At 66.1% G+C, this 24,935-nt stretch carries 16 protein-coding genes and 2 pseudogenes; 3 read left to right on the top strand and 15 right to left on the bottom strand.

Annotated elements, in window-relative coordinates; all coding sequences use genetic code 11:
- Positions 1 to 2,884: DUF6531 domain-containing protein (locus tag ABZ281_RS04725; RefSeq protein WP_356652094.1), on the bottom strand; the 2,884-nt coding region annotated here is incomplete at its 3' end.
- 1,683 nt (positions 2,885 to 4,567) lie between these two features.
- Between ABZ281_RS04725 and ABZ281_RS04720 the strand changes: the two genes are divergently transcribed.
- Entirely contained in the window at positions 4,568 to 5,836 is a 1,269-nt protein-coding gene (locus ABZ281_RS04720) for a DUF4041 domain-containing protein (RefSeq protein ID WP_356652088.1), read from the top strand.
- A 620-nt stretch (positions 5,837 to 6,456) separates the two neighbouring features.
- Here the strand turns inward: ABZ281_RS04720 and ABZ281_RS04715 are convergent.
- The 10 genes and pseudogenes from ABZ281_RS04715 to ABZ281_RS04670 all read right to left on the bottom strand — a co-directional run bounded on the left by ABZ281_RS04715 (position 6,457) and on the right by ABZ281_RS04670 (position 18,239).
- On the bottom strand, positions 6,457 to 9,861 hold the full coding sequence (locus ABZ281_RS04715; protein ID WP_356652086.1) for a DEAD/DEAH box helicase: 3,405 nt from the start codon (positions 9,859 to 9,861) through the stop codon (positions 6,457 to 6,459).
- A 124-nt stretch (positions 9,862 to 9,985) separates the two neighbouring features.
- Positions 9,986 to 10,750, bottom strand: coding sequence for a Hachiman antiphage defense system protein HamA (locus tag ABZ281_RS04710; protein WP_356652084.1), 765 nt, complete (start codon positions 10,748 to 10,750; stop codon positions 9,986 to 9,988).
- A gap of 123 nt (positions 10,751 to 10,873) precedes the next feature.
- Positions 10,874 to 11,348, bottom strand: a pseudogene (locus ABZ281_RS04705) (ElyC/SanA/YdcF family protein); the annotation flags it as partial.
- 605 nt (positions 11,349 to 11,953) lie between these two features.
- Positions 11,954 to 13,003 carry a serine hydrolase domain-containing protein gene (locus tag ABZ281_RS04700; RefSeq protein ID WP_356652082.1) on the bottom strand — a complete coding sequence of 350 codons (1,050 nt, stop codon included), beginning with the start codon at positions 13,001 to 13,003 and terminating at the stop codon, positions 11,954 to 11,956.
- Between the two features lie 88 nt (positions 13,004 to 13,091).
- Positions 13,092 to 14,189 carry a glycosyltransferase family 4 protein gene (locus ABZ281_RS04695; RefSeq protein ID WP_356652080.1) on the bottom strand — a complete coding sequence of 366 codons (1,098 nt, stop codon included), beginning with the start codon at positions 14,187 to 14,189 and terminating at the stop codon, positions 13,092 to 13,094.
- Positions 14,186 to 14,722 (bottom strand): deoxycytidine triphosphate deaminase, encoded by a 537-nt coding sequence (locus ABZ281_RS04690; protein WP_356652078.1) that lies wholly within the window; start codon positions 14,720 to 14,722, stop codon positions 14,186 to 14,188. Before ABZ281_RS04690 ends, ABZ281_RS04695 begins: the two co-directional genes overlap by 4 nt.
- Positions 14,719 to 15,258: a dCTP deaminase gene (gene dcd, locus ABZ281_RS04685; protein ID WP_356652076.1), complete on the bottom strand. Its 540-nt coding sequence runs from the start codon at positions 15,256 to 15,258 to the stop codon at positions 14,719 to 14,721. The genes ABZ281_RS04690 and dcd overlap by 4 nt, the downstream gene beginning before the upstream one ends.
- A pseudogene (locus ABZ281_RS04680) lies at positions 15,255 to 16,483 on the bottom strand (bifunctional metallophosphatase/5'-nucleotidase). The gene dcd and the pseudogene ABZ281_RS04680 overlap by 4 nt, the downstream one beginning before the upstream one ends.
- A complete protein-coding gene (locus ABZ281_RS04675) occupies positions 16,480 to 17,799 on the bottom strand; it encodes a UDP-N-acetylglucosamine 1-carboxyvinyltransferase (protein WP_356652092.1) in 1,320 nt (439 codons plus the stop codon). The pseudogene ABZ281_RS04680 and the gene ABZ281_RS04675 overlap by 4 nt, the downstream one beginning before the upstream one ends.
- 2 nt (positions 17,800 to 17,801) lie before the next feature.
- On the bottom strand, positions 17,802 to 18,239 hold the full coding sequence (locus ABZ281_RS04670) for an ATP-binding protein (RefSeq protein WP_356652074.1): 438 nt from the start codon (positions 18,237 to 18,239) through the stop codon (positions 17,802 to 17,804).
- A 175-nt stretch (positions 18,240 to 18,414) separates the two neighbouring features.
- On the opposite strand from ABZ281_RS04670, the gene ABZ281_RS04665 reads away from it, so the two are divergent.
- Positions 18,415 to 19,686 carry a helix-turn-helix transcriptional regulator gene (locus tag ABZ281_RS04665; RefSeq protein ID WP_356652090.1) on the top strand — a complete coding sequence of 424 codons (1,272 nt, stop codon included), beginning with the start codon at positions 18,415 to 18,417 and terminating at the stop codon, positions 19,684 to 19,686.
- On the top strand, positions 19,683 to 20,237 hold the full coding sequence (locus tag ABZ281_RS04660) for a flavoprotein (protein ID WP_356652073.1): 555 nt from the start codon (positions 19,683 to 19,685) through the stop codon (positions 20,235 to 20,237). Before ABZ281_RS04665 ends, ABZ281_RS04660 begins: the two co-directional genes overlap by 4 nt.
- Before the next feature lie 12 nt (positions 20,238 to 20,249).
- Here ABZ281_RS04660 and ABZ281_RS04655 read toward each other — a convergent pair whose 3' ends face one another.
- From ABZ281_RS04655 to mobC, 4 genes are all read right to left on the bottom strand, one after another.
- Positions 20,250 to 20,645, bottom strand: a complete 396-nt coding sequence (locus ABZ281_RS04655) for a hypothetical protein (protein ID WP_356652071.1) — start codon at positions 20,643 to 20,645, stop codon at positions 20,250 to 20,252.
- A gap of 25 nt (positions 20,646 to 20,670) precedes the next feature.
- Positions 20,671 to 22,230, bottom strand: coding sequence for a hypothetical protein (locus tag ABZ281_RS04650; protein ID WP_356652069.1), 1,560 nt, complete (start codon positions 22,228 to 22,230; stop codon positions 20,671 to 20,673).
- 293 nt (positions 22,231 to 22,523) lie between these two features.
- Complete coding sequence (locus tag ABZ281_RS04645; protein ID WP_356652067.1) at positions 22,524 to 24,221, bottom strand: relaxase/mobilization nuclease domain-containing protein; 1,698 nt, start codon at positions 24,219 to 24,221, stop codon at positions 22,524 to 22,526.
- Positions 24,218 to 24,718, bottom strand: coding sequence for a plasmid mobilization relaxosome protein MobC (mobC, locus tag ABZ281_RS04640; RefSeq protein ID WP_356652065.1), 501 nt, complete (start codon positions 24,716 to 24,718; stop codon positions 24,218 to 24,220). Before mobC ends, ABZ281_RS04645 begins: the two co-directional genes overlap by 4 nt.
- Positions 24,719 to 24,935: the final 217 nt, after the last annotated feature.

Raw genomic sequence — 24,935 nt, 5'->3', positions numbered from 1 at the left:
CGTAGGTCGTCTTTGCGCCGTCGGGGGCGGTGACCGTGGTGAGCTGGTCGAGCTTGTCGTAACCGTATGTGGTGGCGCGCTTGTCGGCGTCGGTGCGCTTGGTGACGTTGCCGGCTGCGTCGTACTCGGTTCTGGTCACGCCGCCGAGCGGGTCGGTGACGGTGATGAGGTTGCCGGCCGGGTCGTAGCTGTTGGTGGTGGTGTACTGGGCCGGGTCGGCGCCGGTTGCGTTGCCGCGGGGGTCGACGGTGGTGGCCTGGCGGCCGTCGCCGTCGTAGGTCCAGGTCTCCTTGTTCCCCAGCGGGGAGGTGCGGCTGAGCAGGTTGCCGTCGGCGTCGTGGGCGTACGTGGTGGTCTTGCCGAGTTGGTTGGTGGTGCTGGTGAGTCGGTTGTTCTTGTCGTACACCGAGGAGGCGGTCTTGCCGAGGGCGTCGGTGACCTTGGTGACGTTGTCGACGGCGTCGTAGGCGTAGGTGGTCGTTTGGCCCAGCGGGTCGGTGATCTTGACGGGCCGGTTCACGGCGTCGTACTCGGTGCTGACGGCAGCGCCGCTGGGGTCGGTGACCTTGGTGCGGTTGCCTGCGGCGTCGTAGGTGTAGCTCGTGGTGTAGGCGGCCGGGTCGGCGCCGGTGACGTTGCCTCGGGCGGAGACTGTGCTCAGCAGTCGGCCGAGCTTGTCGTAGGTGTGGGTCGTCTTGTTGCCCAGCGGGTCTGTCTCGGAGGTGAGGCGGCCGCCGGAGTCGTAACCACGGGTGACGGACTTGCCCGCCGCGTCGGTGGTCTTGGTCAGGTTCCCGGCGTCGTCGTACTCGTAGCGGGTGGTGTTGCCGGCCGGGTCCTTGGCCGAGGTCAGCTGTTCGGCGCCGTTGTAGCCGTAGCTGGTGGTGCGGCCCAGGGGGTCGGTGGCGGTGCTGAGCAGACCGCGGCCGTCGTAGGTGTACTTCGTGGTGTAGGCGGCCTGGTCGGCGCCGGATGCGTTCCCGCGAGGGTCGGTCTTGGAGGTGATGCGGCCGGCGTCGTCGTAGGTGAAGGTGGTCTTCTCGCCGAGCGGGGTGGTGACCGAGGTGCGGTTGCCCTTCGCGTCGTACCCGTACGTCGTCGTCTTGCCGCGCGGGGTGGTCACGGTCGCCAGGGCGCCGACCGCGGTGTACGTGTACGTCGTCTTGCCGCTGAGCGGATCGGTGCTGGAGGTCAGCTTGTTGGACGCGTTGTAGGTGTACGTCGTCTTGTTGCCGCGGCCGTCCGTGTGGCTGAGGATGTTGCCGGCGCTGTCGTAGGTCCAGCTCTCCTTGTAGCCGAGGGACGCTGGCGCGCTGCGGGTGAGCATGCGTCCGGCGCTGTCGTACGTCATCGACGTGGTGTTGCCGCGCTGATCGGTGATCCCGACCGGGCGCAGGTAGCGGTCGTAGGTGTAGGAGACCTTCTTGCCGTAGGGATCGATGCTCTCCATCAGCACGTTGGCGGCGTAGATGTCGGTCCACACTCCGCCGTCCGGGGCTGTCATGTGGGACTCTTCGCCGCCGCTGTCCCAGGTGAAGGACGTGGTCTTGCCCTTCTGGTCCGTCTGGGACTTGATCCTGCCGTTGGTCTCATAGGTGTTGGAGACCTTGCCACCCGCCGGATCGGTGAGGGAGGACAGCCGCTTGTCGGCGTTGTAGCCGTAAGAGGAGACCTTGCCCGCCGGATCGGTGACCGAGGTCAGCAGGCCATCCGTGTAGGCGTAGGAGACCGACGTGGCATCGGGGAGGCTGACCTTGGTGACCCGGCCGTCGGCGTTCACAGTGAAGCCGGTGGTGCGGCCGGCGGCGTCCTTGACCGAGGACAGCTTGCCGGACGTGTACGTCAGTGTCAGGCCCTGCCCGCCGCCGTCGACGACCGACGTGAGCTGACCGGTGCTGCTGAAGGTGCGCTTGGTGTGGTCAGGGGTGGTGACGGTGTAGGTGCTGCTGCCCTTGACCAGCTTCGCGGCCGAACCCGCCGGCGCGGTGTACGTGCCGTCGCTCTTCTGCGTGAAGACGAACTTCGCCCCGTCGTCGGCCTGATAGGTGACCTTGCCGGAGGCCACCGTCAGTTTCACATCGAAGGGCGTGGCCCAGCCGCGCCCCAGCAGACCGGTCGCCGTGGAGTCGGAGCGGTACGTGCGCTCAAGGGTCACCTGCTTGCCGACGCCGACGAGTTGGGCGTCAGTGAGCTGCTCGAAGAACATGCCCGTGGCCGTGTTGACCGGGTCGGCGCGGTGAGCCTGCGCGTAGCAGGAGCAGATGCCGGCCTGGGCGCCGGGGATGTCCGGGGTGTAGAACGCCTCGATCAGCGGAGAGGTGGTGCCGTTCGGACTGTAGGTGCCGTCCGAACCCATGAGGTAGACGTGGGCGTAGTACTTCTTGCCGTCCTCAAGGTGTCCGCCCGGCGCGCTCGAACTCCACCAGAAGCATTCGTCGCCCGCATGAGACCCGCCGTTGTTCGGCCACCAGCCATAACACCAGGCTCCACTGTCCAGGTGCCCCTTTCCCTCCGGATCGTAGGTGGCCTTGTCGATCTCCTCGGCCTTGACGACCGTTCCCGCCTCGTTCCGGAGAAGCAGCAACAACCTCGAATAGGACGAACCGGTGCCGGAGGAGAACTTCACGTGCCCGCCGATCGAGAGGGTCCCCGGCCACACCCCAGACGAGCCCGACACCCACGCCGGATCAGCAGTTGCCGCCGCCGCGAGGGGCCGGCGCGTCGGGCTCCCCTCAGCGAGGAAGCGGCGCTCGACGGCGCCCTTGGCGGGCCGAGGATGGGGTTTGCTCACCGGCTTCCTGGCGGGTGAGTCCCGGTAGCGGCGCATCGGCGACACCTCGTCCCGGGACTGCTTCACCTGCTTGCGCCGCTCCGCCAACGTCATGGCCTGGGGCGGCTTCGGCAGGTCCACCGCCGTCTGAGCCTTGGGCTGTTGAACGGCCAGGGTGGAAGCAGGTTGCTCGGGCAGAGCCCAAGCCGGTACGACACCGGTTGTGGCCATCATTGCCAGAACCAGCAGGGCTATGACTGATCTTCGTGATCTCTTCCGCACTGTGCATCCCTTGAGTGACGGCTGTGAACGAAGTGCAGGGATGATCCTTGATCAGGAGGCGTGGGAAATAACTGCAGCTTGCAACTATGGCTGGATTTGCAACCCTGGCCCCGACCGATCTGGTGCAGAGTCCCTGGCTGGATTCGTGTCCGGTAAGGACTCTCTTCCAAATATGGCTGGAACATGCCAACCAGGTTGCTTTTCGTACGCGAACGCGAAGTTGAGCGACAGTGTCCGCAAGGTGGATGCCGGGGAGGGTCGGACGGTGCGGATCAGTACAGCCGTCACCGGCGGGGCCGGTGACGGCCGACTCTGCCCGAGGCCCTCATCCCCACGCCTTGTAGAGGCACCTAGTCGGGAGAAGTATCAGAGCCTGGCGACTCATCCGCTCACGCAAACGGCCCGGGACGAGCCGTCCGAGGCCGAACAGAAAGCCTCCGTGGGGTAGAAACCCCAGGTCAGCGGCTAAACGCGTTGTGCCCCCGGCAGGATTCGAACCTGCGACACCGCCTTAGGAGTTTTCTCTGATCAAGGTCGTGACCTGGGGAAACTCCGCCATGACCGCGTTTGACCGGGAGAAACATGTCTCGGTGGTTCTTGCCTGTTCCCAGCATTTCCCGGCCTCATGTGTGCTGAATCCGTTCCCAGCCGACTGCAGGGGGGCGACCTCGTGCCACAGGTCGCGGGCGGGCACGGCGTGGCCAGGGGGAGGCACAAGACGCGGAGGAGTACGCGCCCGTGTGGTGGATCATCACCCCGTTCACGGGGCCCCAGTTGCTGTGCTGGTCGCGGTTGTGGGTGCGCCAGGATCCGTGTTCGAGAACGCCAAGTCGTGCGCTCTTGAGAACGGACAGGAACTGGTCCGCGGAAGAGGGATGGCCCCCTTCGCTTCACGTTCACCTGGTGCGTCAGGGGCGGTCGGCCGTGCCCCGGGGCGCCGGACCGGTCCCTCGAGGACGAAGTGCACTTCGCTGCCGACGGAGGGCCGTCCTGACAGCGGCCGGAGTCTAACGGCTCCCTGCGGCTTACCCACGTCGTCGGATCTGCTGCCAGGAGGGCCAAAAACAGGAGATGGCAGGACGAAGGTCCACAAGGCCGAGTACGTTCGACTCGGCCCGCTGGCTGCCGGACGGCATCGGGGTTACGCCGGCCGTCTCTCGCCCTCGCGACAGGAGTCGTTGCCCCATGACCTACCGGTTCAACCCGCCGCCCACCTGGCCCGCCCCGCCGGAGGGGTGGAGCCCGCCACCGGGCTGGGAACCGGATCCCGCATGGCCCACACCCCCAGGCTGGCAGATCTGGATCCCGGAAGGGGCCCCGCCGCAGCCGAGCGCACCCGTTCCTCAGCAGTCCCCCCACAGTCCCCAGGCGACGGTCCCGGCCACAGGTGGGGGTCTGTTCGGCCGGCGCCGTAAGCAAGCGGAGTCCGAGGCGGCGCGTCTGGCGGGCGAGCTGGCGCTGATGGAAACACAGGTACGCGGACTACAGGAAGACAACCGTCACCTGACGGAGCAATTGAGTCGTCTCATCGGAGCCGACAGCGCTCAGATAGCCGCCGAGCAGCAGCGACTGCGCCGCGCGCACGAGGAGAAGCTCCAAGAGATCGGACGGATCGACGCTCTCCTCGACGAGAAGATAGAGCACGCCGCCGAGAGCGCCGCGCAGTCCCTGGTCGACGTGCGCCGCCAAGCCGACGACATGGCTCGCCAGACGGCGGAGGCCGAACAGCGCCTCACGGCCGCGCGCCGGGATCTGGTGCTCACCGATGAGACGCGGATGCTGCAAGAGGCCGGCATTTACGAGTACCGCCATCCGCTCGCCGACGCGCTCGCCTACAAGGACCAGCTCGACAGTCTCAAGGCCCGCTACAAGCAGTTGGCGAAAGACGACCGGGCAGTGCTCGGCAACCAGTACTGGATGGTGGACGGCTCAGCTGCCAAGGGCCGCAAGATGGTCCGTGACTTCTCCAAGCTGATGCTGCGCGCGTACAACGCCGAGGCGGACAACGCAGTGCGCGGCATGAAGCCGCACCGGCTCGACTCGCTGATCGACCGGCTCGGCAAGACGCGGGAGTCGATCGCCCGGCTCGGCGCCACCATGCAGATCCGCATCGGCGATGACTACCACCAGCTGCGGGTCCAGGAGTTGGAACTGACGGCGGACTACCTGGTGAGGAAGGAGACCGAGCGGGAGGAGCAGCGAGAGCTACGAGCCCAGCAGCGCGAGGAGGAGCGCCTGCAGCGCGAGATCGAGCGCGAGCGGCAGCGGCTGGAGAAGGAACGCAGCCACTACGAGGGCGCCCTGCGCCGCCTGCGCTCCGGCACCGGCGATGAGGCCGCCATCGCCGAACTCGAAGGAAAACTCGCCGAGTTGGGCGCCGAACTGGAGACGGTCGAGGCCCGCGAGGCCAACATCCGGGCCGGATACGTCTACGTCATCTCCAACGTCGGAGCGTTCGGCGAACGCATGGTCAAGATCGGTATGACCCGGCGCCTCGATCCCATGGACCGCGTCATCGAACTCGGGGACGCGTCCGTCCCCTTCCGCTTCGACGTACACGCCCTGATCTTCAGTGAGGACGCCGTCGGCCTGGAACGCCGCCTGCACCAGGAGTTCGAGTCCCGCCGCGTCAACCGGGTAAACCTACGCCGGGAGTTCTTCTACGTCACACCGGCAGACGTACGCGCCGCCCTGCAGCGGCTCGCCGGACAGCACCTCCTGGAGTTCCAGGACACGCCCGAGGCTCCTGAATGGAGGGCCAGCCAGACCGCTGCCGGGCGGTGACACGCTCGACTCAGTCAACCTCGTCGGGTGTGTCCAGACGGCAGGCGGCGCCATCCAGACTGATCCAGGTGACCTTGGAGGTACTTCCCGCCGTGAGGTGAGCGGTCACTTCTCCGGTTGGGGTGATCGCGAGCCACACGGACACCTACACCTCGCTGATGCCCCAGTTCGAGCAGGAGGCCGCCGACGCCCTCGTGGGCCCGTAACCAGGACGTCGCCTAGCGTTACGTCCCCGCACGCACGAAAACAGCCCCCTCGGAGATCACTCCGAGGGGGCTCTTCGAAGCTCCGTGCCTGGTCAGGCACCTGTGCCCCCGGCAGGATCGAACCTGCGACACCCGCTTTAGGAGCTCTGGCCGCCACTTCCGGGCACGGGCGTGGCCGGCGCGCACGAGCTAGCAGAGTGTCGGACTGTTCCATCGGGTACGGCGATGTGCATGCACGTTGCCGTCAACCGGTGCCGTCAGACGTCGAAGAAGTGGTTATGCGACGGCGCCACCTCGGAGTTTTGTTCGTGGAGTCGCTCTGACCAGCAGAAAAGCCGTTGTTGTCTGTCGTTGCCGACCACCCAGGGACGGCCCAGGGACGGCCCCGGCGGCCGAACATAACAGCGGCCCCATTCAGAAGAGATCGTCAGGTCCCCGATAGTGCAGCTCGATGCCAAGTCCGTCACTGACCCTTCGCGCGTGAAGTATTCCTTCCATGGACAAGTTGAGCAAAACATTGGCGTGTCCGACAAAATCAAAACCTGGCGACCAGAGTCTTACCTCGTTACGGTGTGCGGTTGCACGAAGCCATGCACGCTTTGATGGCGGTGGGCCGGACCAACTGACTTCATCAATCCGCTCGACTCTTTTTCTCCATGCCCGATATCGGGTCCGCGATACATTCTCTACAAAGCGCAGCCACGCTTCGCGTGACTCTGCGGTCGGCCAGTTCGGTGAACGGGCAATTTCAGGATCCAGTCGAGCAATCCATGCCCACATTGCTGGAACTGAGGCGAACGTCGCACCGGTCTCCTCAATGGCAGCTATTGCGGCGACTCGGTGGTCGAAGCCGGCACGAATCAGGATTGATGCTGGTTGTAGAAAAGTACCAGTCTCGATCGCGGTTAGCACTGATCCTTCGAGCGCGGCAGCAGTGGGGTTACCTTGCGCGTCCTCATACACACGAGCCGCCTCAGCGCCCCACACCAGTCGATAGATCAGGTCCGATTCGATGAAATGGGCGATGGCGATGCGGTCATCAGGATCGGGCCCATCGACGTCTCCTAGGGGCAGGCCATTCACCCACTGTCCGAGAACCTCTCGCCAGTTCCTGATCTTCGTCTCGGGCTGGAACGTATGCAAGGAGAAGAGCGTTTCCGCGATCTGCTCAATCCGAGTTGTCGCGGTTTCGTGATCTCCGCCAGCTATAGCGGCCTCGGCCTGGGCGATCAATTCAACGACGTCCCCTGCAACCTGGGCAAGTTCTCGTCCCGCGTCTACGCCGAGCCCTGCAAGGTACCATCCACGACGCTGCGTTCGTGTGCTTGTGGCCCAGATGAACTGGGTCCGGTTGGCGACTACCTCACGCAAAGCCGCAGCGGGCCCCTCGCCGAAGCGCTGGATTTGCCGGTCCCACAGGGAATTCCTGAGGGTATCTACGATCCGCTGCGTGATCTGGTCAGGATGGGAGTCGTCCTCCCCGAGGACGCTCAAGATTCCTGTGTCGAGCAGCGCGAGGTTTGACCGCCAGGATTGTTCTGCCGCCTCTTGGGCCTCCGGCGTCTCGCCGGCAATAACCGGGAATGCCCATTCTGGGCCTCCAGTGAGATAAGCGAGGAATTGCGACAGTTGACTAGAATCGATATGTTCAATGATGCGTCGGATTAGTGCACGACTCACCTCGATCAGTCCGGACCGCAAGGTCTTGCCGGTCTCGCCGCTGGTGAGTTCCCTCCAATCACGTCGTTTGGAGTCCTTGGGGTCGAAGATGGGACAGAGCACAAGCCCTTCGCTGTCGACGAAGGCGCGGCCAGCTCGTCCGATGACATTTGAGAACTCGGCGCCGGTAAGAAGGTTCCCACTGCGGCGAAGTCCGTGGAAAAGCACAACGGATGCCGATAGGTTCAAGCCTTGGGCGAGGGTCGGTGAGGCCACCGTGACCCTGACGACGCCCTCGTGAAGCAAACGCTCAACTTCACGGCGGAAAGGTGCGGGGAGTGCGCCGTGGTGGATAGCCACTCCCAATTTGAGGCACTCCAAGATGGGGTGATTTTCGCCGAACCATTCGGCACCAATCGAGAGAACGCTCGCCAGGTCGACCTGAGGGGGGAGGACGGAGTCGATGAGACCTTGTTTTCGAAGTTTGACGATCTCGCGCGCATAAGGCTCAACTGAGTTCCGTTGCGGACAGAAGATCAGCACGGTTTGACCTTCTTCAACGAGTCGCCACGAGGCCGCGATGACGAGTTCCCGCTGATCAGCGGGAAATGACTTCCTCCGAGGGCGATTCGGCGCTTTTGCTTCGAGATATTTGGGGATAAATGGTCGGTCACCTCCCAATGTGATCGACAAGCGAGCGTGGTCTCGACGCCATTCCACTAAGCCAAACCGTTGCTGCGTGGGGCGCCATTCCTCGCGGTGGAGCCCACGCGGATTGTCGTCGGTTATCCAGGAAACGAAGTCATTGAGGTCATCGCCTGAAGGGAAGACAGCCGAGAGACATACGATCCTGCGCGTGTTCGCGTCGGAGCGGCGCAAAAGACGCTGGATCTGCGCTTCGTACCGAACTTCACGCTCGGACGGCCCGATCATGTGTCCTTCGTCGAGGACTACCAGGCCAACGTCATCGAGAAGGCTTGGGTCCGATCTAAGAGCAAAGTCAAGTTTTTCCGGGGTTGCTACGACGATGCGACTCTCACGGAGGGCATGCTCATCGAACTCACTTACCCCCATGCTTCCGTAGAGGGATGAGACATTTATCCCGAGAGGCATAAAGGTACTCGCCAACACGTGTTCGGTTTGGGCAGACAGTGCCCGCAGCGGAGCCACGTAGATGGCACGCTGCTCTTGAGCTAGGCAGGACAAAATGCAAAGCTCTGCGATCCGAGTCTTGCCCGCACTGGTAGGGAGAGCAACAACAAGGTCGTCGTTCCCCTCGAAAATGCGATCGACAACGTGTAGTTGCGATGGCCAGAGGTCGATCTCGGAGCGCCCGCGGGCAAAGAGGGTGGCTACGAAAGTTCGTCGCAGATAACGCCACCGGGCTTTGCGTAGATCATCAGGAATTCGAACGTTCGCAATCCCTACCGGTGGTGGTTGGTCAGGGATGTTGGCACCAATACTGGTGTGCGCAAGGTCATCGAGCAATCGCCGTGTGAGGCGATGGACCCACCACGGTCCCGGAGCGCTTATATCATGTGACGCACGCTCGCCTGTCTGTAGGTCATCGAGCGCCGTCGCCATTAGTTCCGACTGAGCGTGGGCCAAAGCGAATAGAGCAGCGGAGACAGCCGACAGGTAGTTCTCGCTGAGCAATAATTCAATAGGGCCACGGTCGATTGTTAGATTCCCAGCCTCCTCATGAGTAGTAGGATATTCTCGACTGGAGCCAAGGAAGGCTGCCAATAGGGCGTCGTCCGTCACGTCGGGCGAAGTCCTTAAACGTCGAGTCCGTTCCTCGATATCATCGAGGGAGCGCATAATCAAGTCTGCCAGCGTCTGCTCCATCGGCGTCAGCCGGCCTGACAGCACACTTCCTTGGACGAGTGAGTAGGCGCGTGCAGCATATCCAGCCAGGTGACTTGCTGCGCCGGCGATCAAACGGTGGAAAGATGTATCGCTACTCTCCGATACATTCCTGGTTGCCGCCTCAAGCGCGTACGAGGCATGAATAAGGCCTTCGCGAGCGAGACTTGCGTAACTGCCGACCGTTTCCTGATCTGCCTCGTCCGGGTCAACAGGTTCAGCGATTCGCAGGCTCGTGGAGATCAGGGAGTACGCGTACCCGAGAAGGTCGTTGTCCAGGGAGCTATCGAACAACGGCGCTCCGTCGGGCAGTGTTCCACCGCGACGGATCATAGACTGGGCCTGCCCTCTGGCGACGAGTCGACCTCGGAACCGCGGTTCTACGGCGCTGGTCAAGGCTTGGTACAAGGATTGATGGTCACGCACGATCCGCAATCACCCTCTCGTAGACCGCACGGACAAAATCTTGGTGCGCTTGCACCTGAAGAATCACTGCCCGTTGCGCTATATCACCCTCGTATGCGGTCAGATCAGTGTTGACATGGCTGGTCGGATTGTTCCCCGCAAAAAGGAACATCAGGTGCGTAACGATTTTAGGTCGAATTCCATCTTCGAGCTGCAGTGTGAGGATTTTCTCCCCCAATTCATCATCGACCGTTCCCAGCAAACGCTCTGCGAACTGGGTCAATGAATGTGGGGATGGAAGCCCGTCGGATCGCTGCAAACCATCGCGGGCTTCTTCCACCGTGGCAGATCGCGCTTGAGCTCGGCTTTTCGCTTCACCCTTGATTAGGTGAACCTTCGACGAAGAGTCCAGTTTGGCAGCGAGCACGTCATCACCGCGCATTGCCCACTCCTGGTGGTCCCGCTGAATCAACCGGCTAGGGCCGATGACATACCCGCAGTCTTCCTCCAGAAATGCGGCAGCAAGTATCTCGCCAAGATCACCTGATCTTGCGCTTTGCTTGGTTGGAAGCTTGTTCTGCAGAAACTTGGCTACCTGGCCCTTGCCGAATCGTTCCGCAATGCGTGTCAGCGATTTACTTTCGGCGTAGCGACTAGGAAGGTAGGCTGCAAGCAACGTAATGCCAACCTCATCCGTAGCCGACGTAAGAACGTCGATTGCATGAGATTCGACATACGTCACCTTAGCGGGTTTGCACCACTTCTTGTAGCTCGTCACCTCATTGCCCCCCGCAATAGGTCACCGTTTCCATGCAGCCGATGTGCCGTCCACCCCGAGGACCGGCCGTACCGCTCTCCGCAATCCGGCATGGTCGATCCTCGCGATCGCGAGCGCAGTGGGTCAAGCACGCTTCCGCTCTGCGGGGTTTGTCACCAGTCGGCTTGTAAACCCGGCATCGCGCAGACGTTCGTACGCTGCGGCCACGTCATCAGGAACGTGCTGTTCGAGCATGAATCCTTGCTGTGGGTAGATCATGAGCCGCTGTTGCGCGCCCGTCAACATGTCAACTACGAGGCGTGCATCGCCGATCGAGTCGATGTAGTCGACCAGGGGCATGGGGCTGGACGTGCTGACCCAATCGACTTGGGGCCAAAGCTTGTGTACGGTCGTGTAGGCCCGTCGTTCTTCGTACGGCTTGCTGACCAGCAGGACGCACGAGACGGCGGCCCGCCCGCTCTTCGAGCAGGGCGCGAGAGAAGCGGATGTTCTCTCCTGTGTTCCGGGCCCGCGGCTCAACGAGGATGGCATCGCCCGGCACCCCCAGTTCCATCGCCCGCTCGCGATAGTGCTCAGCCTCGCCACGTGGCATACGGTCAGGCGTGCAGACAACGTGCATGTTCTCCAGCAAGCCGGTCGGGTTGTGTGGGCCGGGGAGGAAGGGATCGCCACGGACGCGGTGATCTTCTCGTAGTAGTCGGCAAGGAGACCCGGGACGCAGTCGCCGTGTGTCTGCAAAGGCGCAAACAGTTTGCCGTGGATGCCGAGGGTCACACCCCCCTTGGGGATGCAGAAGTCCTGACCGACACCGATGAGAGCGCCCGCAAACTCAGTGCCTTCCACGCGGCTGAGCTTGCCGATGAACTGCACATCTCCTTGCCCAACGCGAACATCGGCTCAAGCGTCTCCTCGAAGCGGGAGCGCTCCGGCGTGAACGTTCCGCGGGCCCTGACCGAGGCGGCAAGGAATTCATCTACAGCGTGCCTGCCTTCAGAGGAGTAACTGGGCCTTCGCCCCACTCGTGCAGGCTAGTGCTGTGCCGGTACGCCGAGCTCGTCCAGGAGTGGGCGCTGTTGATCTCCAAGCCGTAGGTGGACGCCGTTCGTGCGGGACCGGCCGCCAGCTGTGGCCCCAGACCCTTACGAGTGCCTCCTGAGCGCTGGTTTCGACAGTCGCCTTATCTAATCCTGAGATCCATGAAGTTCAGGCGAAGGCGAGAGAACGGAACTCATTGCGGACGCGGGTGAGTGGTTCGCGGTCCCGGCTGTAGTAGAGCTTGTTGGTGAGCAGAGCTGCCCAGCGGTCCTTCCTGGGGGAGAGCCACATGCCGGTGCCTGTGAAGCCGTAGTGCACCCAGACGTCGTCGGCTTCCGACGTCGTGCCTGGTGCGGGGTGCCAGAACAGGCCCCGGGGTGGGTTCAGTTCACCAGTGTGGATCTGGACGGATTCCTTGATCCAGTCGGCGCCGAATCCGGGTGAAGCGTTCAGTCGGTTCGGATTGAGGAGATAGCGCAGGAACGCGGCGAGGTCTTCGAGGACGGAGAAGGCCCCCGCGATGCCGCATACCCCGTCGAGCAGACGGGCGGAGAAGCCGTGGGCGGTTCCCTTGAGATAGGTTCCTGTGCCGTCGTCGAGTTCGGTCGGTGCACAGCGGGCGGCCACATCGGGGCTCAACGGCCCGAAGCAGGTCTGTGCCATGTCCAGCGGGCGCCAGACGCGTTCGGCTGCGAGCGCGTCGAGCCGCTGACCGGAGAGGTGCTCGGCGAGGTAGCCGAGGATGAGGGCGGCGCGGTCGGTGTATACGGCCTCGCCAGGCGGCCGGTGAAGGGCTTCACGGAGGACGCCGTCGCGGACGTCCTGCTGGTCGGTGCCGTACAGGTTCTTGAGGTTGGCCCGGAGCGGGAGGCCGGCGGTGTGGGTGAGCAGGCGGCGTGCTGTCACCTGCGCCAGTGGATGTCCGCTCACTTCCGACCACAAGTCGCCCAGTGGCGCGTCGAGTTGGAGCTTGCCGTCCTCGACGAGACAACCGATGGATGACCACACAGCGAGGATCTTGGTCAGGCTGGCGACGTCGAAGACGGTGTCGCTCCGCATCGGCTCGTCGGGCCGCTCGGGATCCAGGACGCCTGTGCTGCCGCTGGCCTGGGTTCCTCGGCTGTCACCGACGGCCCACACGGCTCCCGGGTAGATCTTGTTGTGTGCACCGTCGTGGAGGAGTCGGTGGATGCGGTCGGTGTCGAGGTCGAGCGCCATGGTCTCCCGATCGATCGTGGGCCGTGAGATGTCCCGGTGGTCAGCGTAGTTAGGCGGCCGGTACGGAACCGGCTGCGGCACGAACAGATCAGATGAGCTGTTTGCCGAGGTCGGCCAGGGCAGCAGCGGTGGCCGAGAGGGGATAGCGAGCGGCGTTGGCGCGGCCCGCAACTTGGAGGGCCGCCAGTAGGCCGGGTGTGCAGCGGAGCCGGTTGAGGTCTTGGACGACGGTGGCTGGGTTGGTGAACTCGGTTGCCAGGCCGGTTGCGGCGAGCGTGTCGCTCAGCCCTGGAACGGGTTGGTAGACGACCGGTAGTCCGCAGGCTTGGGCTTCGAGAGCGACCAGGCCCATGGCTTCGAGGGTGGTCGAGGGCATGACGAGGACGTCGTGGTCGGCGAAGGCTCTCCACAGCTGTGGACGGCTGAGCCAGCCGAGATAGCGGACGTGGACCTTGAGCTGGCGCAGGAGTGGGGTCAGACCGTGGAACTGGTGACGAGGCGCTGCGATGCTCAGTTCAACGGCTTGGGCTACGGACATTGCGCGTAGGAGTGCCTCGATGCCCTTCTCGGTGGTGAGGCGTCCTGCGTAGAGCAGCCGGAGGTGCCCGGTCGGTCGGCGGGCCGGGCGCGGTGGTGGTGTGGCGAGCAAGTGGTCGGGGATGCCCCAGGGAACCTTTGCGATCTTCCTGCGCTGCGTGGTGGGTGCGAGCTGAAGGAGAAGATCCGCCATGGCGCCGGTCGGGACGACGATGGCGTCCGCGAGACGCGCGGTCTCCTGCAGGACACGCAGCTGGTCACGGTGGGCTTCGGCGAACAGCAGGTCGGTGCCGTGGACGAGCGCGATGCGAGGGTGTGCGGGTAGGGCGCGTATCAGAGCTGGAGTTCCGCCGAAGGTGAGGTGTTGGAGGTGGAGGACGTCGACGCTGGACGGGTCGATGCGCTGCGCCAGGGCCCGGCGCAACGCGGCCACGTACGCCGTGAATGGAGGCCCGGAGAGGCATTTGCCAGGTACGGCTACCAGCTCCAGCTCCGCAGGTACGTGGGGCGGAGGCGCCTGCGGGGCGAGCATGAAGGCGCTGGCCGAGATCGGTGGGTTCTTGCCGGTGTAGAGGTCGAGGAAGAGCTCGACACTGCCGCCGGCGCTGCCGAAGGGCAGGTCGAGGACGGTCGCTACCTGTGGACTCACGTGGCACCTCCGGCGAGCTCCTCGTAGAGGCGCGAGATGTCGATGCCTGCGGTCGCGGTGTACTTGAGGCCGTGCTGTTGGTAGCTGGCCGGGGTGCCGAGGCTGTGGAGGAAGACGAGCTTGCCGAAGGTCATCCGTGGATAGACACGGACCGGTCTGGCGGCGCGGATCTCCAGGGTCCAGCGGATGGCGTGGCCTTGATGCCCGAGCGGGGCGGAGACATGGACCCAGATGCCAAGTGTGCCGATGGTGCGGTCGCCGTTGAGGAATTGGGCGTATGTCTCCGATCCGGTCATCTCGTGGGTGATGCCGAGGTAGAGCACGCCGGGGTGCAGGACATATCCGGAGTCCGGGATGGCGGTCTCGGCGTACGGAGTCGGAGAGGCCGCGTCCAGATCGGCGTCGCAGATGCGCAGGGTGTCGCCGAGGCGCCAGTCGTAGGCGTTGGGGGAGAGGCGGGCCGGATCGTACGGTTCGATCACGATCTCACCCGTGGCTTGAGCGGCGGCGATCGCGAGTCCGGTGAGGATCACGAGGCCACCGCCCGGAGCTTGGTCACGTCGCGCCAGTAGGCGGAGGGCTGCGGGCCGGTCGCAGCCTGGTACTTGCCTGCGTATGGCGAGATGGGGCCGGCGGAGGCGAAGAACATGATCTGTCCGATCCGCATGCCCGAATAGACGCGGAGGGGGCGGATCGGTGTGAGCATCAGGGTCCATTGGCCGTGGAAGCCGATGTCCCCGATGGGGGCGGTGATCTCCACGAAGAGGCCGAGCCGTCCGACGGAAGACCGACCGAACAGCAGTGGGACGAAGACGTCGGAGCCAACCTCTTCGAGGGTGTGGCCGAGGTAGAGCTCGCCGGGTTGGAGGACGTACCCGTCCGGTCCGATCGTGCACTCGGTGGTGGCGTTCGGCTGGTGGGCGTCCAGGACGTCGGCGGTGTAGGTGAGCAGGATCGGGCCGAGGCGGACGTTGTAGCTGTTGGGGTTGACCTGGTCGGTGGCGAAGGGAGTGATCCGCAGGCGGCCATCGTGGGCGGCGGCGGTGATTTCGGGGCCGGTGAGGATCATCGCGTGCCTCCGTCGGCGGGCGCAGTGAGGACGTGCTTGAGGGCCTGGCTGAGGAGCAGCCCCGCTGCGTGTGAGCGGCCGGCCAGGTAGTTGTCTGCGAGGTAGTCGGTGGTCAGCACCGTGGTGATGCCGTCCGGCAACGGGTCCGGCGACGTGACGAGAGGACCGGCCTGTTCCGTGAGGGAGGTCAACAGGCCGTGAACATCCTGACGGAGGTGTTCTGGGATCCGAGCGTGGACGAGTTGGTTGTCGAAGGGCTCGATAGCGAGCAGATCGCCCAGCGTGAGGATGTCGCCGAGCGGGACAGGCCGCAGCGCGGTGTGGTTGAGGATGACTGCGTCGACGCCGAGTCCGCTCCGCAGACGCGTGGCCACGTCGAGGAGCAGGCCGCGGCGAGCGGGTGTCTGGTGGCTATACACCCGAGCGACGGGCCCGAGGCCGCTTGCCAACTCCTTCCCGACTCTCCCGATCTCCTTGATCGCCTCTGACAGTTCGGCTGGAACAGCGGCTGGTTTCCGGTCCGGGAAGCGAGCGGTGCCGGCGCCCCAGCCCGGCCCGATCGGCGTGGCAACCGCGTACCCGTCGGCGAGTTCCCGTCCTTTGACGATGAGCGTGTCGCCCACCCGAGCCGGGCCGGATTGATCGCTGTGGCAGTGCCCGGCGAAGATCACGTCTAGAAACGGGCATGCAGCCGCCAGCTTGAGGTCCTCGTCGAACCCGGAGTGGCTGAGCAGGATCCAGCTGTCCACCTCATGGTGGTGGGCGAGCATCAGGTCGCGCAGCGCCTGGACAGGATCGGTGACGCGGTGTTCGGCGCGCTGGCCGACAGGAATCGAGTGGAAAGCCTGCCGACCGATCACCGCGGTGACGCCGACGCGTCGGCCGTCGATCTCGACGACCCGCACGCGGCGGAAGAGCGTGTCGCCTGTGTCGGCATGGACGGTGTTGGCACAGACGGTGAGGCAGTGGAGGTCGGGTTCGAAGTGGTGCGGCCACCCGTGGTTGCCAGGCGCCAGGACGTCGTACAGCTTGAGCAGGATCTTGCGCTCGATGGCGCCGTGAGCGAGGCGGTAGTAGCCCGAGCCTTCGAAGAAGTCGCCGCAGTCCACGACGAGCGAGTCGGGCGGAGAACGTGGAGGTGGGTCAGGAACGGGGCGGCGTGGTCGAGGGCGGAGTGGACGTCGGTGGTGGCCACGATCTGGTGCAGGTTGCGGGTGGCGGTCATGGGGTGACCTCGCAGATGTCGGCACCCAGCGCCCGGAGCTTGCCGGGGAGGTCGGCGTGACCACGGCGGAGTTGGTCGAGGCCGCCGACGGTGGTGACGCCTTGTGCGGTGAGGCCGGCGACCATGAGGGCGGAGCCGGTGCGGATGTCGGTTGCCTCCACGCCCGCGCCGGTCAGCCGCTGGGGGCCGGTCAGACGGCATTCGGTGGGGGAGATCTCCTCGATGCCGGCTCCGAGGCGGGCCAGTTGGGGCAGCAGGTTGCCGTGGCGGCCGGGATTGATCGCGTCGGCGAAGAGGTGGGTGCCGGGCAGGCCGAGGGCGAGTGCCATGAGAGGCGGTGCGAAGTCGGCGTCCAGTCCGCCCGGGTTGAGGGAGGCAATGGCGCGGAGAGGGCGCCCTGCTGGCTGCGCGTCCTGGGCTCGGACAGAGAGCGAATCGCCCTCGACGTCGGTAGGAATGCCCAGCTCCGTGAGAGCCAAGACCAGGGGCTCCATGTCCTTGCCGCCTACGCCCCTGATGCATGCGTCGCCACGCGTGGCGGCGACGGCGCAGGCCAGGGTGCCGGCCTCGATCTTGTCTCCGGGTACCTCCCACACCGCGGCGTCTCCTTGCCCGGAAGACGGTGGCGAGAGGGTCAGAACATCCTCGCCGACCCGGATCTCCCAGCCCACAGCGTCCAGCGCGTCCAGCACGCACAGGACCTCCGGTGAGAGATTTGGGTTACCCAGTCGCAACGGGCGACCGGTCGTCACGGCACGGAGGACGGCGGCCACCGTGGCCCCACGGGAGCGGAACGGCAGCACTAGCGAGACCGTGCCGGTGTGCGGCGTGACGGCCTCGACGCGGTAGCCGGAGTCGTCTAATGCGCTCCGGTCGCCGAACGCCTCGTAGACCTTGAAGTGCAGTTCCATCCCGCGGGCTCCGATCCGGCAGCCTCCCGGCCAGGGCAGGCGGGCCTCTCCGTGGCGGGCGAGTAGAGCGGGGACCAGGTAGTACGACGCGCGGATGCGGGCGGCCTGAGCCAGGTCGGGATGCGTGCGCTGGCTGTCCGTCGGCAGGACCACTGCGGTCGTCGGCTCGCCCGCCGGGTGCGCGACGTGCCAGCCCGCCTGCTGCAACAGCGCCTGCATGATCTGGACGTCTGTGTTCGCCGGGATGTTGCCCAGGCGCACCGGGCGGCCGAGGGCTGCCGCGGCGGCCAACAGGGGCAGAGCGGCGTTCTTCGAGCCGTCCACGGCGACGGCGCCCGAGAGCGGGGCGCCGGGGCGTACGGCGATCACCTCAGCTGCGACGGCCGGGGTGCGGGTGGTCGGCATCATCAACTCCTCTGGAGGGGAAGGGAGACGGCGATTTCGTGGTCCGGGCCGGTGGTCAGGGCGATCTCGGCCCAGCACCGTTTGCCCGTGGGCGTCGGCTCGGCGCCGTACCGGTCGGTGAGAGCCGCGACAAGGAACAGGCCCCGCCCGTTCTCGCTGTGCTCGTCCGGGAAATCGGGCCGAGGCAGCACCGGACTGGAGTCGCACACCTCGACGCGTAGGACGGCCTCAACGAGCCGCACCTCCATGGAGACCTGACCGCAGCCGGCGTACCGGACGGCGTTGGTGACCAGCTCGCTGATCACCAGCTCGGCTGTGTGCACCACCTCGTCGTCCAGATCCGTTTCCCAGCCCTGTATCGCCTCTGCGGCCTGGTGCCGGGCGGAGGTGACCGCGGTGGGGGTAGCGGGTAGGGACAGGTTGAGCTGGTGCGCTGCCATGAGCGGCCTCCCGAGGTTGGTGCGGCCACTTCACGCAACCAGCTGGTCGCGGCGGGTGGTTAGCCCAGGTGCTGGCGCTGCATCGGTTATGCAGGAGCTGCATCACGGCGAAGTACGGCTGATCTACGCTCGGTTGAACAGGCAGGATCGGCAGCGGCGGAAGGGGCCGTGGCAGATGGCCGAAGCACACAGCGAAGCGAGACGGATCGGTGAAGTGATCCGTCAGGCAAGGGTGTTACAGCGACGCTCGCAGAAGGACGTCGCCGCCGCGCTCGGCTACCACCAGTCCAAGGTCAGTCGCCTGGAATGTGGCCAGGGCACGGAGGACATTCGCGTCCTGCGTGCCGTCGCGCAGGAACTCAAGATCCCACCTCAGCAGTTGGGCCTCGCCACTGCTCCGGACGCCTCCGCCACCCACCCCGAAGATGAAGACATGCACCGCCGCACCTTCCTCGCCGCGAGCATCGCCGCCCTCGCGACCCCAGCCACCCCCGCTGCCACCCACGACGACCTGGTGCAAGCTCTCCTGCCTGGCCTGAGCCCGACGACCTCCGGTGCTCCGTTGGACACGGCGGTCCTCCGTGAACGGGTCGGCGCTGCCCGCAGGCTCTTCTACACCTGCGACTACGCGGAATTGGAACGAAGCCTGCCCGGTCTGATCGCTGATCTGAGGCTGGCCTCTAGTGATGCGGCGGACAGCGATTTGCTGTCCGCCCTGCTGGCCACCACGTACCAGACCTCGACCAGCCTCCTGCTCAAGCAGCAGGATCAGGGCAACGCCTGGCTCGCCGTCGGCCGCGCGATGGCCGAGGCCGAACGCTCCGGCGACCCCGTGGTCCTCGCCTCTAGCGTTCGTGTGCAGGCCCACGTCCTGGCCCGCGAGAAGCACACGGCCCAAGCCGTCACCCTCGTCCGGCACACCGCTGACCAGCTCACCGGATCCTATGACCGGCGATCCCCGAAGTACCTGGCCGCCGTAGGGCTGTTGCTGCTGCGTGGCGTGACCGCAGCCAGTGGTCGAGGTGATCGCGTGGCCACCGAAGAGTTCCTCTCCGAGGCCAAAGAGGTCGCACGCTACGTCTCGCTCGACCGGCCGGACGCCTGGGCAAACTTCAGCCCCACGAACGTCGCCCTCCACGAGCTCAGCGCCCTGGTGGCCTTCGGCGACTCCGGGCTCGCCCTTCAAGCGGCTCGTCCCCTCATGCGTCGACACATCCCTGTGCCCGAGCGCCGTGCCGCCCTCTGGGTGGAAGCGGCTCGTGCTTACAGTCAGCAGGGCCGTCTCGCCGACGGCTACCAAGCCCTCCGTATTGCCGAGACCTGTGCCGCCCAGGACGTGCGGCGCCCCGCCGTCCGCGACCTGGTCGCCGACATGGCCGCACGCGACCGCGGCCGTACCCTGCCGGAACTGCACCACTTCAGCCGCCGACTGGGAGTCCCTGCGTGACCGAGCCGAACGCCCCGGAGAAGAAGCCCTTCCTTTACGTCGTCGTGTGCGCGTGCGGTATCGCCGGCGACGTCGGCAGGCTGATCGCCGCCGCGCAGGAACGGCACTGGGACGTCGGTGTGATCGCCACCCCGCAGGGTCTGGGCTTCCTCGACACCGAGGCGATTCAAGCCCAGACCGGCTATCCGATCCGCTCGGCCTGGCGTACGCCGGGCGAGGCCCGACCCCTGCCACCTGCGGACGCCATCGCGGTCGCGCCGGCTACCTTCAACACGGTCAACAAGTGGGCTGCCGGCATCTCCGACACCCTCGCCCTGGGCGTTCTGTGCGAGGCGTACGGCATGGGCATCCCCACGGCCGTCCTGCCATACCTGAACACGGCCCAGGCAGCCCATCCTGCCTACCGCCGAAGCCTGGACCAGCTGCGCGAGATGGATGTTCGGATCGGCAGCTACGAGCCGCATCGACCCAAGGCGGGCGGCGGCGCAGATCGCTTCCGCTGGGAGGAAGCCTTGGAGCTGCTGGAGCCCAGGCTCCCTGGTTGCCCCTGAGGGGCGGCTTGGTCAGGAGCTGGGAAGCAGAGCCAGGACTGTGGATTGGACGAGCTGGGCAGCGGCGAGGAGGTTCGGGATGCCGCCGCAGCGTTCGACGAGGTTCTGGAGCATGTAGCGCACGGTGCCGGGCTCGCGTTCGGGTTCGTCGAGGCGCGGCGTGATCATGGCGAGGTCGCGCAGGGCGGCGTCTGCTTCGGGGTACTGGCCACGCAGTCCTTCCAGGCGTCGCCGGAGGTCCTCGATGCTTTCGCGGGCTTTGTCGACGGCTTCGTTGGTGATGTTGTTAGTCTGGGTGGCGTTCTGGGAGAACGGGGAGGCCTGGGCGGGCCCGGTCATGTCCCCGTTGTTGATGATCCCGAAGTTGGGACCGTTGGCGACCGGGTCGGATTGGCGGCGGATGGCCATGCGGGGCTCCTGGCGGGCTCGTGGGTCAGTTCGTAATGGAGGGGTTGGCGGAGAACGGCGTGGCCTGTACGGGGCCGGTCATGGTGCCGCCGTTCATGACGCCGAAGTTGTAGATCGCGGTGGCCTGTTGCTGGTAGGCGGCGATGTCGACGTTGTGATCGCGCAGGAAGATCTCGGTGGAGTCGAAGACGCGGCGCTGCATCATCTGGACGTAGTAGCGGGCGTCGTCGTTCATGTGCATGTCCTCAAGCCAGCGGACGCTGTAGACCTCGCGAAGACTGACCGGTCCGCTGCCCGGATCGAGTTCGGGGCGCTTGCGCGGCTTGCGGCGTATGAGCCGGTCGAGTCCGATGTAGACGTCGCCGAGGGCATTGAATGCCGTGCGGGCGAGCCACTTCAGGTTGCGGGGGTCGGCGGACTTGAGTCCGGCCACCTTCGGGTTCAGCGGACCCATGATGTGCGGGCGAACGGTGACGCGCAGGAAGCCGCCCTGGTAGGCGAAGTGGACGAGTATGGCGGCGATGAGGTCGCCGTTCCAGGCGGTGACGCGGGCCCAGATGTAGCGGCGGGCGATCTCCTCGACGGGCTTGTCGCCGAAGCTGTCCACGGCGAGGGTGTGCAGGCTGCGCCATGTGTCGTCATCGATCTCGTCCCACCGCTTGTAGTGGATGCCGGCGATCCCGATGACCTCCATGCGCGGGATGGGGTGTTCGCGGTGGTGAGCGGGTGCCGGGTCGTCTAGACGGCGTGCGACATGGGCGTGCAACTGGGCGACGGTGAAATGCTTCAGCGGCTTGCGGGCCACCGGCTTGTTGTGCTTAGCCAGCGCCTCCAGGACAGCCTTGGCGACCTCGGCCATGTCGGGCTGGCCTGTGCTTTGCACCGGTGAGGCGAATCCTGGAGGTGGCCCGGAGATGTCGTCATCCTCGTCCTGGCCCTCAGGCGCGGGCTCCACGTCGATGCCGATGACCGCCTCGTTCCATGCCTGGAGACCTGCCCCGAGAAATCGGTGCCGGTCACCGGTTCGTCGACGCTCGTAGAGGTACGGCAGCGCGTGAGCCTGCACGGACGGTGTGGGTGCATGCAGTTCTCCGGCCAGCAGCGCGTTGAACCGCACCTGCGCTAGGCAGCGTTCGACCACATAGACGCCCCACACGCCGCCCAGCAGAACCAGAGCCGACCAACCCGCCGTCAGAACTCCGGTGATCGCCTGCCAGACGACGAGCGCGATCACCGCACTGACAGCTATTCGTCGTCTTCGCATGTGGCGGATGGCACGGTCGCTGGCGTGGATGACGGGTTCCTGGTGGAATCCGTAGACCGGCACCGGCCGCGCCGACTTCTTGATGCGGCGCCGGACCCAGACCGCATAGTCCTCGCCCAGCACGACCGACGGAGGCGTCGGCTCAGACGCGTCAGCGGACTTCCCCTCCTCCTTCGCGGGAAACAGCCACCGCAGACGTTTCCGCACGGCTGCCTTCAGCCTCTTCCACAGCTCTGCGATTTGGGCACGAAGCACGGCCAGCCAGTCCGTGCGGGCGAAGGCGGCGGCACTCAACCGGCGGGCGACGCCTTCGGTGTACACGCCGTGACGGATCACGTCTCCGGCGACATCCGCGGTCCCCAGCGGTACCGCAGGCGCCGAAAAGACCGACTGATGCTCTGCGAACGCCAACTCCCCACCCCCGTGTCCAGCGAACCAACCGGGATGACATCTCGGCAGGCGCAAAGGGGCATCGTCCACGCGCACGGCGAGTGCGGCCATACCGCAAACCCGCACAAGCCGTGCATGATGGCGTCCCAGTTGAATGTTGACCGAAAGGCGCCTCTAGTCCGAAGCCAATTTGCATACGAGGCGTTGGCTCGCTGAGGGCCTGATCAGCGCCGCCGTGTCGGTGACCCCTGTGGTGGCCGAGTAATGGCTGCCGCGGGGTGGACCGGCACGCCGGGCCGTCGCATGGCACTGTGGGCCCTGGCTGCCTGGGCCCAAGGACCGGGAACGTGGCGCTCGCCGAGGCGGCGGATACGCCAGGTCAACGCGCGGGCGGGACTGCGGGCGTCGTCCAGGGCGCGTTGGTGCAGCGCTTGGCCGAGGACGGTGGCTGCGTTGTGTCCTGCTGCCTCTGCCTCGGCGAGCACGGTGGCGAGTGCGTCCCAAGCGGGGTCGTTGAGGATGCGCTCGGCGTGCTCCGGAACCACATCCTGAAGGTGGCGGGCGAAGCGGCGCTTGGTTTGCGGGCCGGGTGCCCGGCTGGCGAGACCGACCAGGACGGGCTCGGCGGTCTGCGCGTACGCGGTCTGAAGGTGGAGCAGGGCCTGTTCGGCTGCCGCCTCCTGCTGGGCGTGCTGGCGGGTGCGGTGCCAGTGCAGCGCGAAGGCGACCGCGGTGAGTGCGGCGTCCAGGAGCATGGTGAGCCCGGTGCCGTCACTGTCCTGTGGCCTCTCGCGCCAGATGGTCTGGATGCTGCGGTGCAGGGCGCGGGTGCTGTCGAGGTCGGCGGCGATGCGGGAGCGGGTGGCGCGCTCGAAGGCAGCGGCGGCTTGTTCGAGTTTGGCCCGCGCTGCGGTCGGTGCCATGACGGGCAGCAGGTCCAGCGTCGCGCCGAGCGCGACGAGTTGGCCATGGGCCGTCTGCTCGTCGCTCTTCGTGAGGTGGTGGGGGATGCGTTCGGTGGCGGCGGTGGCATGGTGCCACGGATTGCCCGGCTGGATGGTTGCCGGCTCGGGGCTGGTGGTGGCAAGGCGTTCGCGGATCTTGGGCAGGGAGAGGTCAGGGGCGAGGGTGGAGCCCGCGAACCACACCGGGTTGCCTTCCTCGTTCACGTTGCCGGGCAGGGCGAAGTTGCAGCCGAGCGCGTCGCCGGAGGGAGCGAGCTTGAGGCGTACGTCCACGCCGGTCGCCTCCAGCAGCGAGAAGAACTCGGCCTCGTCGGCCGCGGCGGCGACCGCGCGGCGCACCCGCATGCGCAGGATCTCGCGGGCGGTGGCGTCCTGGCCCTGGCGCTTGGCCTTGAAGTGTTCCTTGCTGGTGGGGCGTTTGGCGGCGGTGCCGTCGCCCGGCTTCAACCGCCTCAGCCCGTAGTCGACTTCGATCTGTCGGGCTTCGCGCTGGACGGCCCGGATGTCGTAGTCCCGTTTGGGGCGGCGGCCGTCTTGGCGGACGAGGGTGGCGGCGATGTGGATGTGGTCGTCGGCGTGCCGTACTGCTACCCAGCGGCAGGCTTCGGTGTCTCCGGCGGGGGCGATGCCGGCGGCGGCCACGATCCGGCGGGTGATCTCCGCCCACTGGGCGTCGGACAGGATGGGGTCCTCGGGGGCGGCGCGGACCGGGCAGTGCCAGACCGTGGTCTTCGGGGCCTGGCGGCCGAGCATGGCCACTGGCTGGTCGAGCTGGGTGTAGAGCTGCTTCTCCACCTCCTTGAGGTCGCGGTGTGGGCTGCGGCCGGGGTCGGGGGCGAAGTCGTTCCAGGAGGCGACCAGGTGGGGGTCGACGTGTTCGTTGGCGTCGCCCTTGCCGAAGAGGTAGGCGATCAGGCGGCGGGTGCTGCCCTTGCCGGTGATGATCTTCGGTATCACCGGTCCTGCCTTCCCTCGGTGACCTGGGCGACGGCGGTGTCCACGTCGGTGATCGACGTTTCGATGCGGGCGAGGAGCCGGTAGACGACGTCGGGTTCCGGCCAGGCGCCGTCCTTGTGGAGGTGCCAGGTGAGCTGGTTGAGGTTGTTGCCGATCATGCCGAGCTGCCGGTTGGCGGCCATCAGCGCCTTGACCATGGCGCGGTAGTCGGCGATCGCGGCGGTGGGGTCCTCGGCGCGGGCTGCGGCGAGCGACGCCTCGGCGACGTAGCCGCCGATCTGCATGCGGCTGAGCGCGGCGGCGTGGGCGAGGTCGGTGAACTCGCTGTCGCTGTATCGGGGGTGGACGCGGCGCTCGCGCAGGCGCGGCTGACGCAGGCGGCGCTGCGGCTTCGGCGTCTGCGCGGCGTGGCGCGACGGTCTGGTGGCGCCCGTCTCGGTCGGCGCCCCCGGGCCGGCCGACCCCGGTGCCCCCTCGGCGCCGGGTGCCTCCGTCACTCCAGGGGCGGAAGCCGGGTAAGGACTCCTTACCCGACAACTTGCTGCGCTGTCTGGGGCTGAGGTCGTAGGCGTCGGCTGTTGAGCTGTCGGGAGTTCGTGGTGCTGTTCGTGCACGGGGGTGCTCCGGTGGTGAGGGGGCGGGAGATGTGTCACGTGCGTCGCATCCGTCCCATGCCTGGTCAGCACAGGTACGGACGCTCGGGCAGGTACGGAG

Origin of the sequence: Streptomyces sp. NPDC006265, from assembly GCF_040613555.1 — a bacterium.
In the GTDB taxonomy this organism is placed as follows: Bacteria; Actinomycetota; Actinomycetes; order Streptomycetales; family Streptomycetaceae; genus Streptomyces.
The sequence above is the reverse complement of the archived record's forward strand: the minus strand, read 5'-3'. Positions and strand labels throughout refer to the sequence as shown.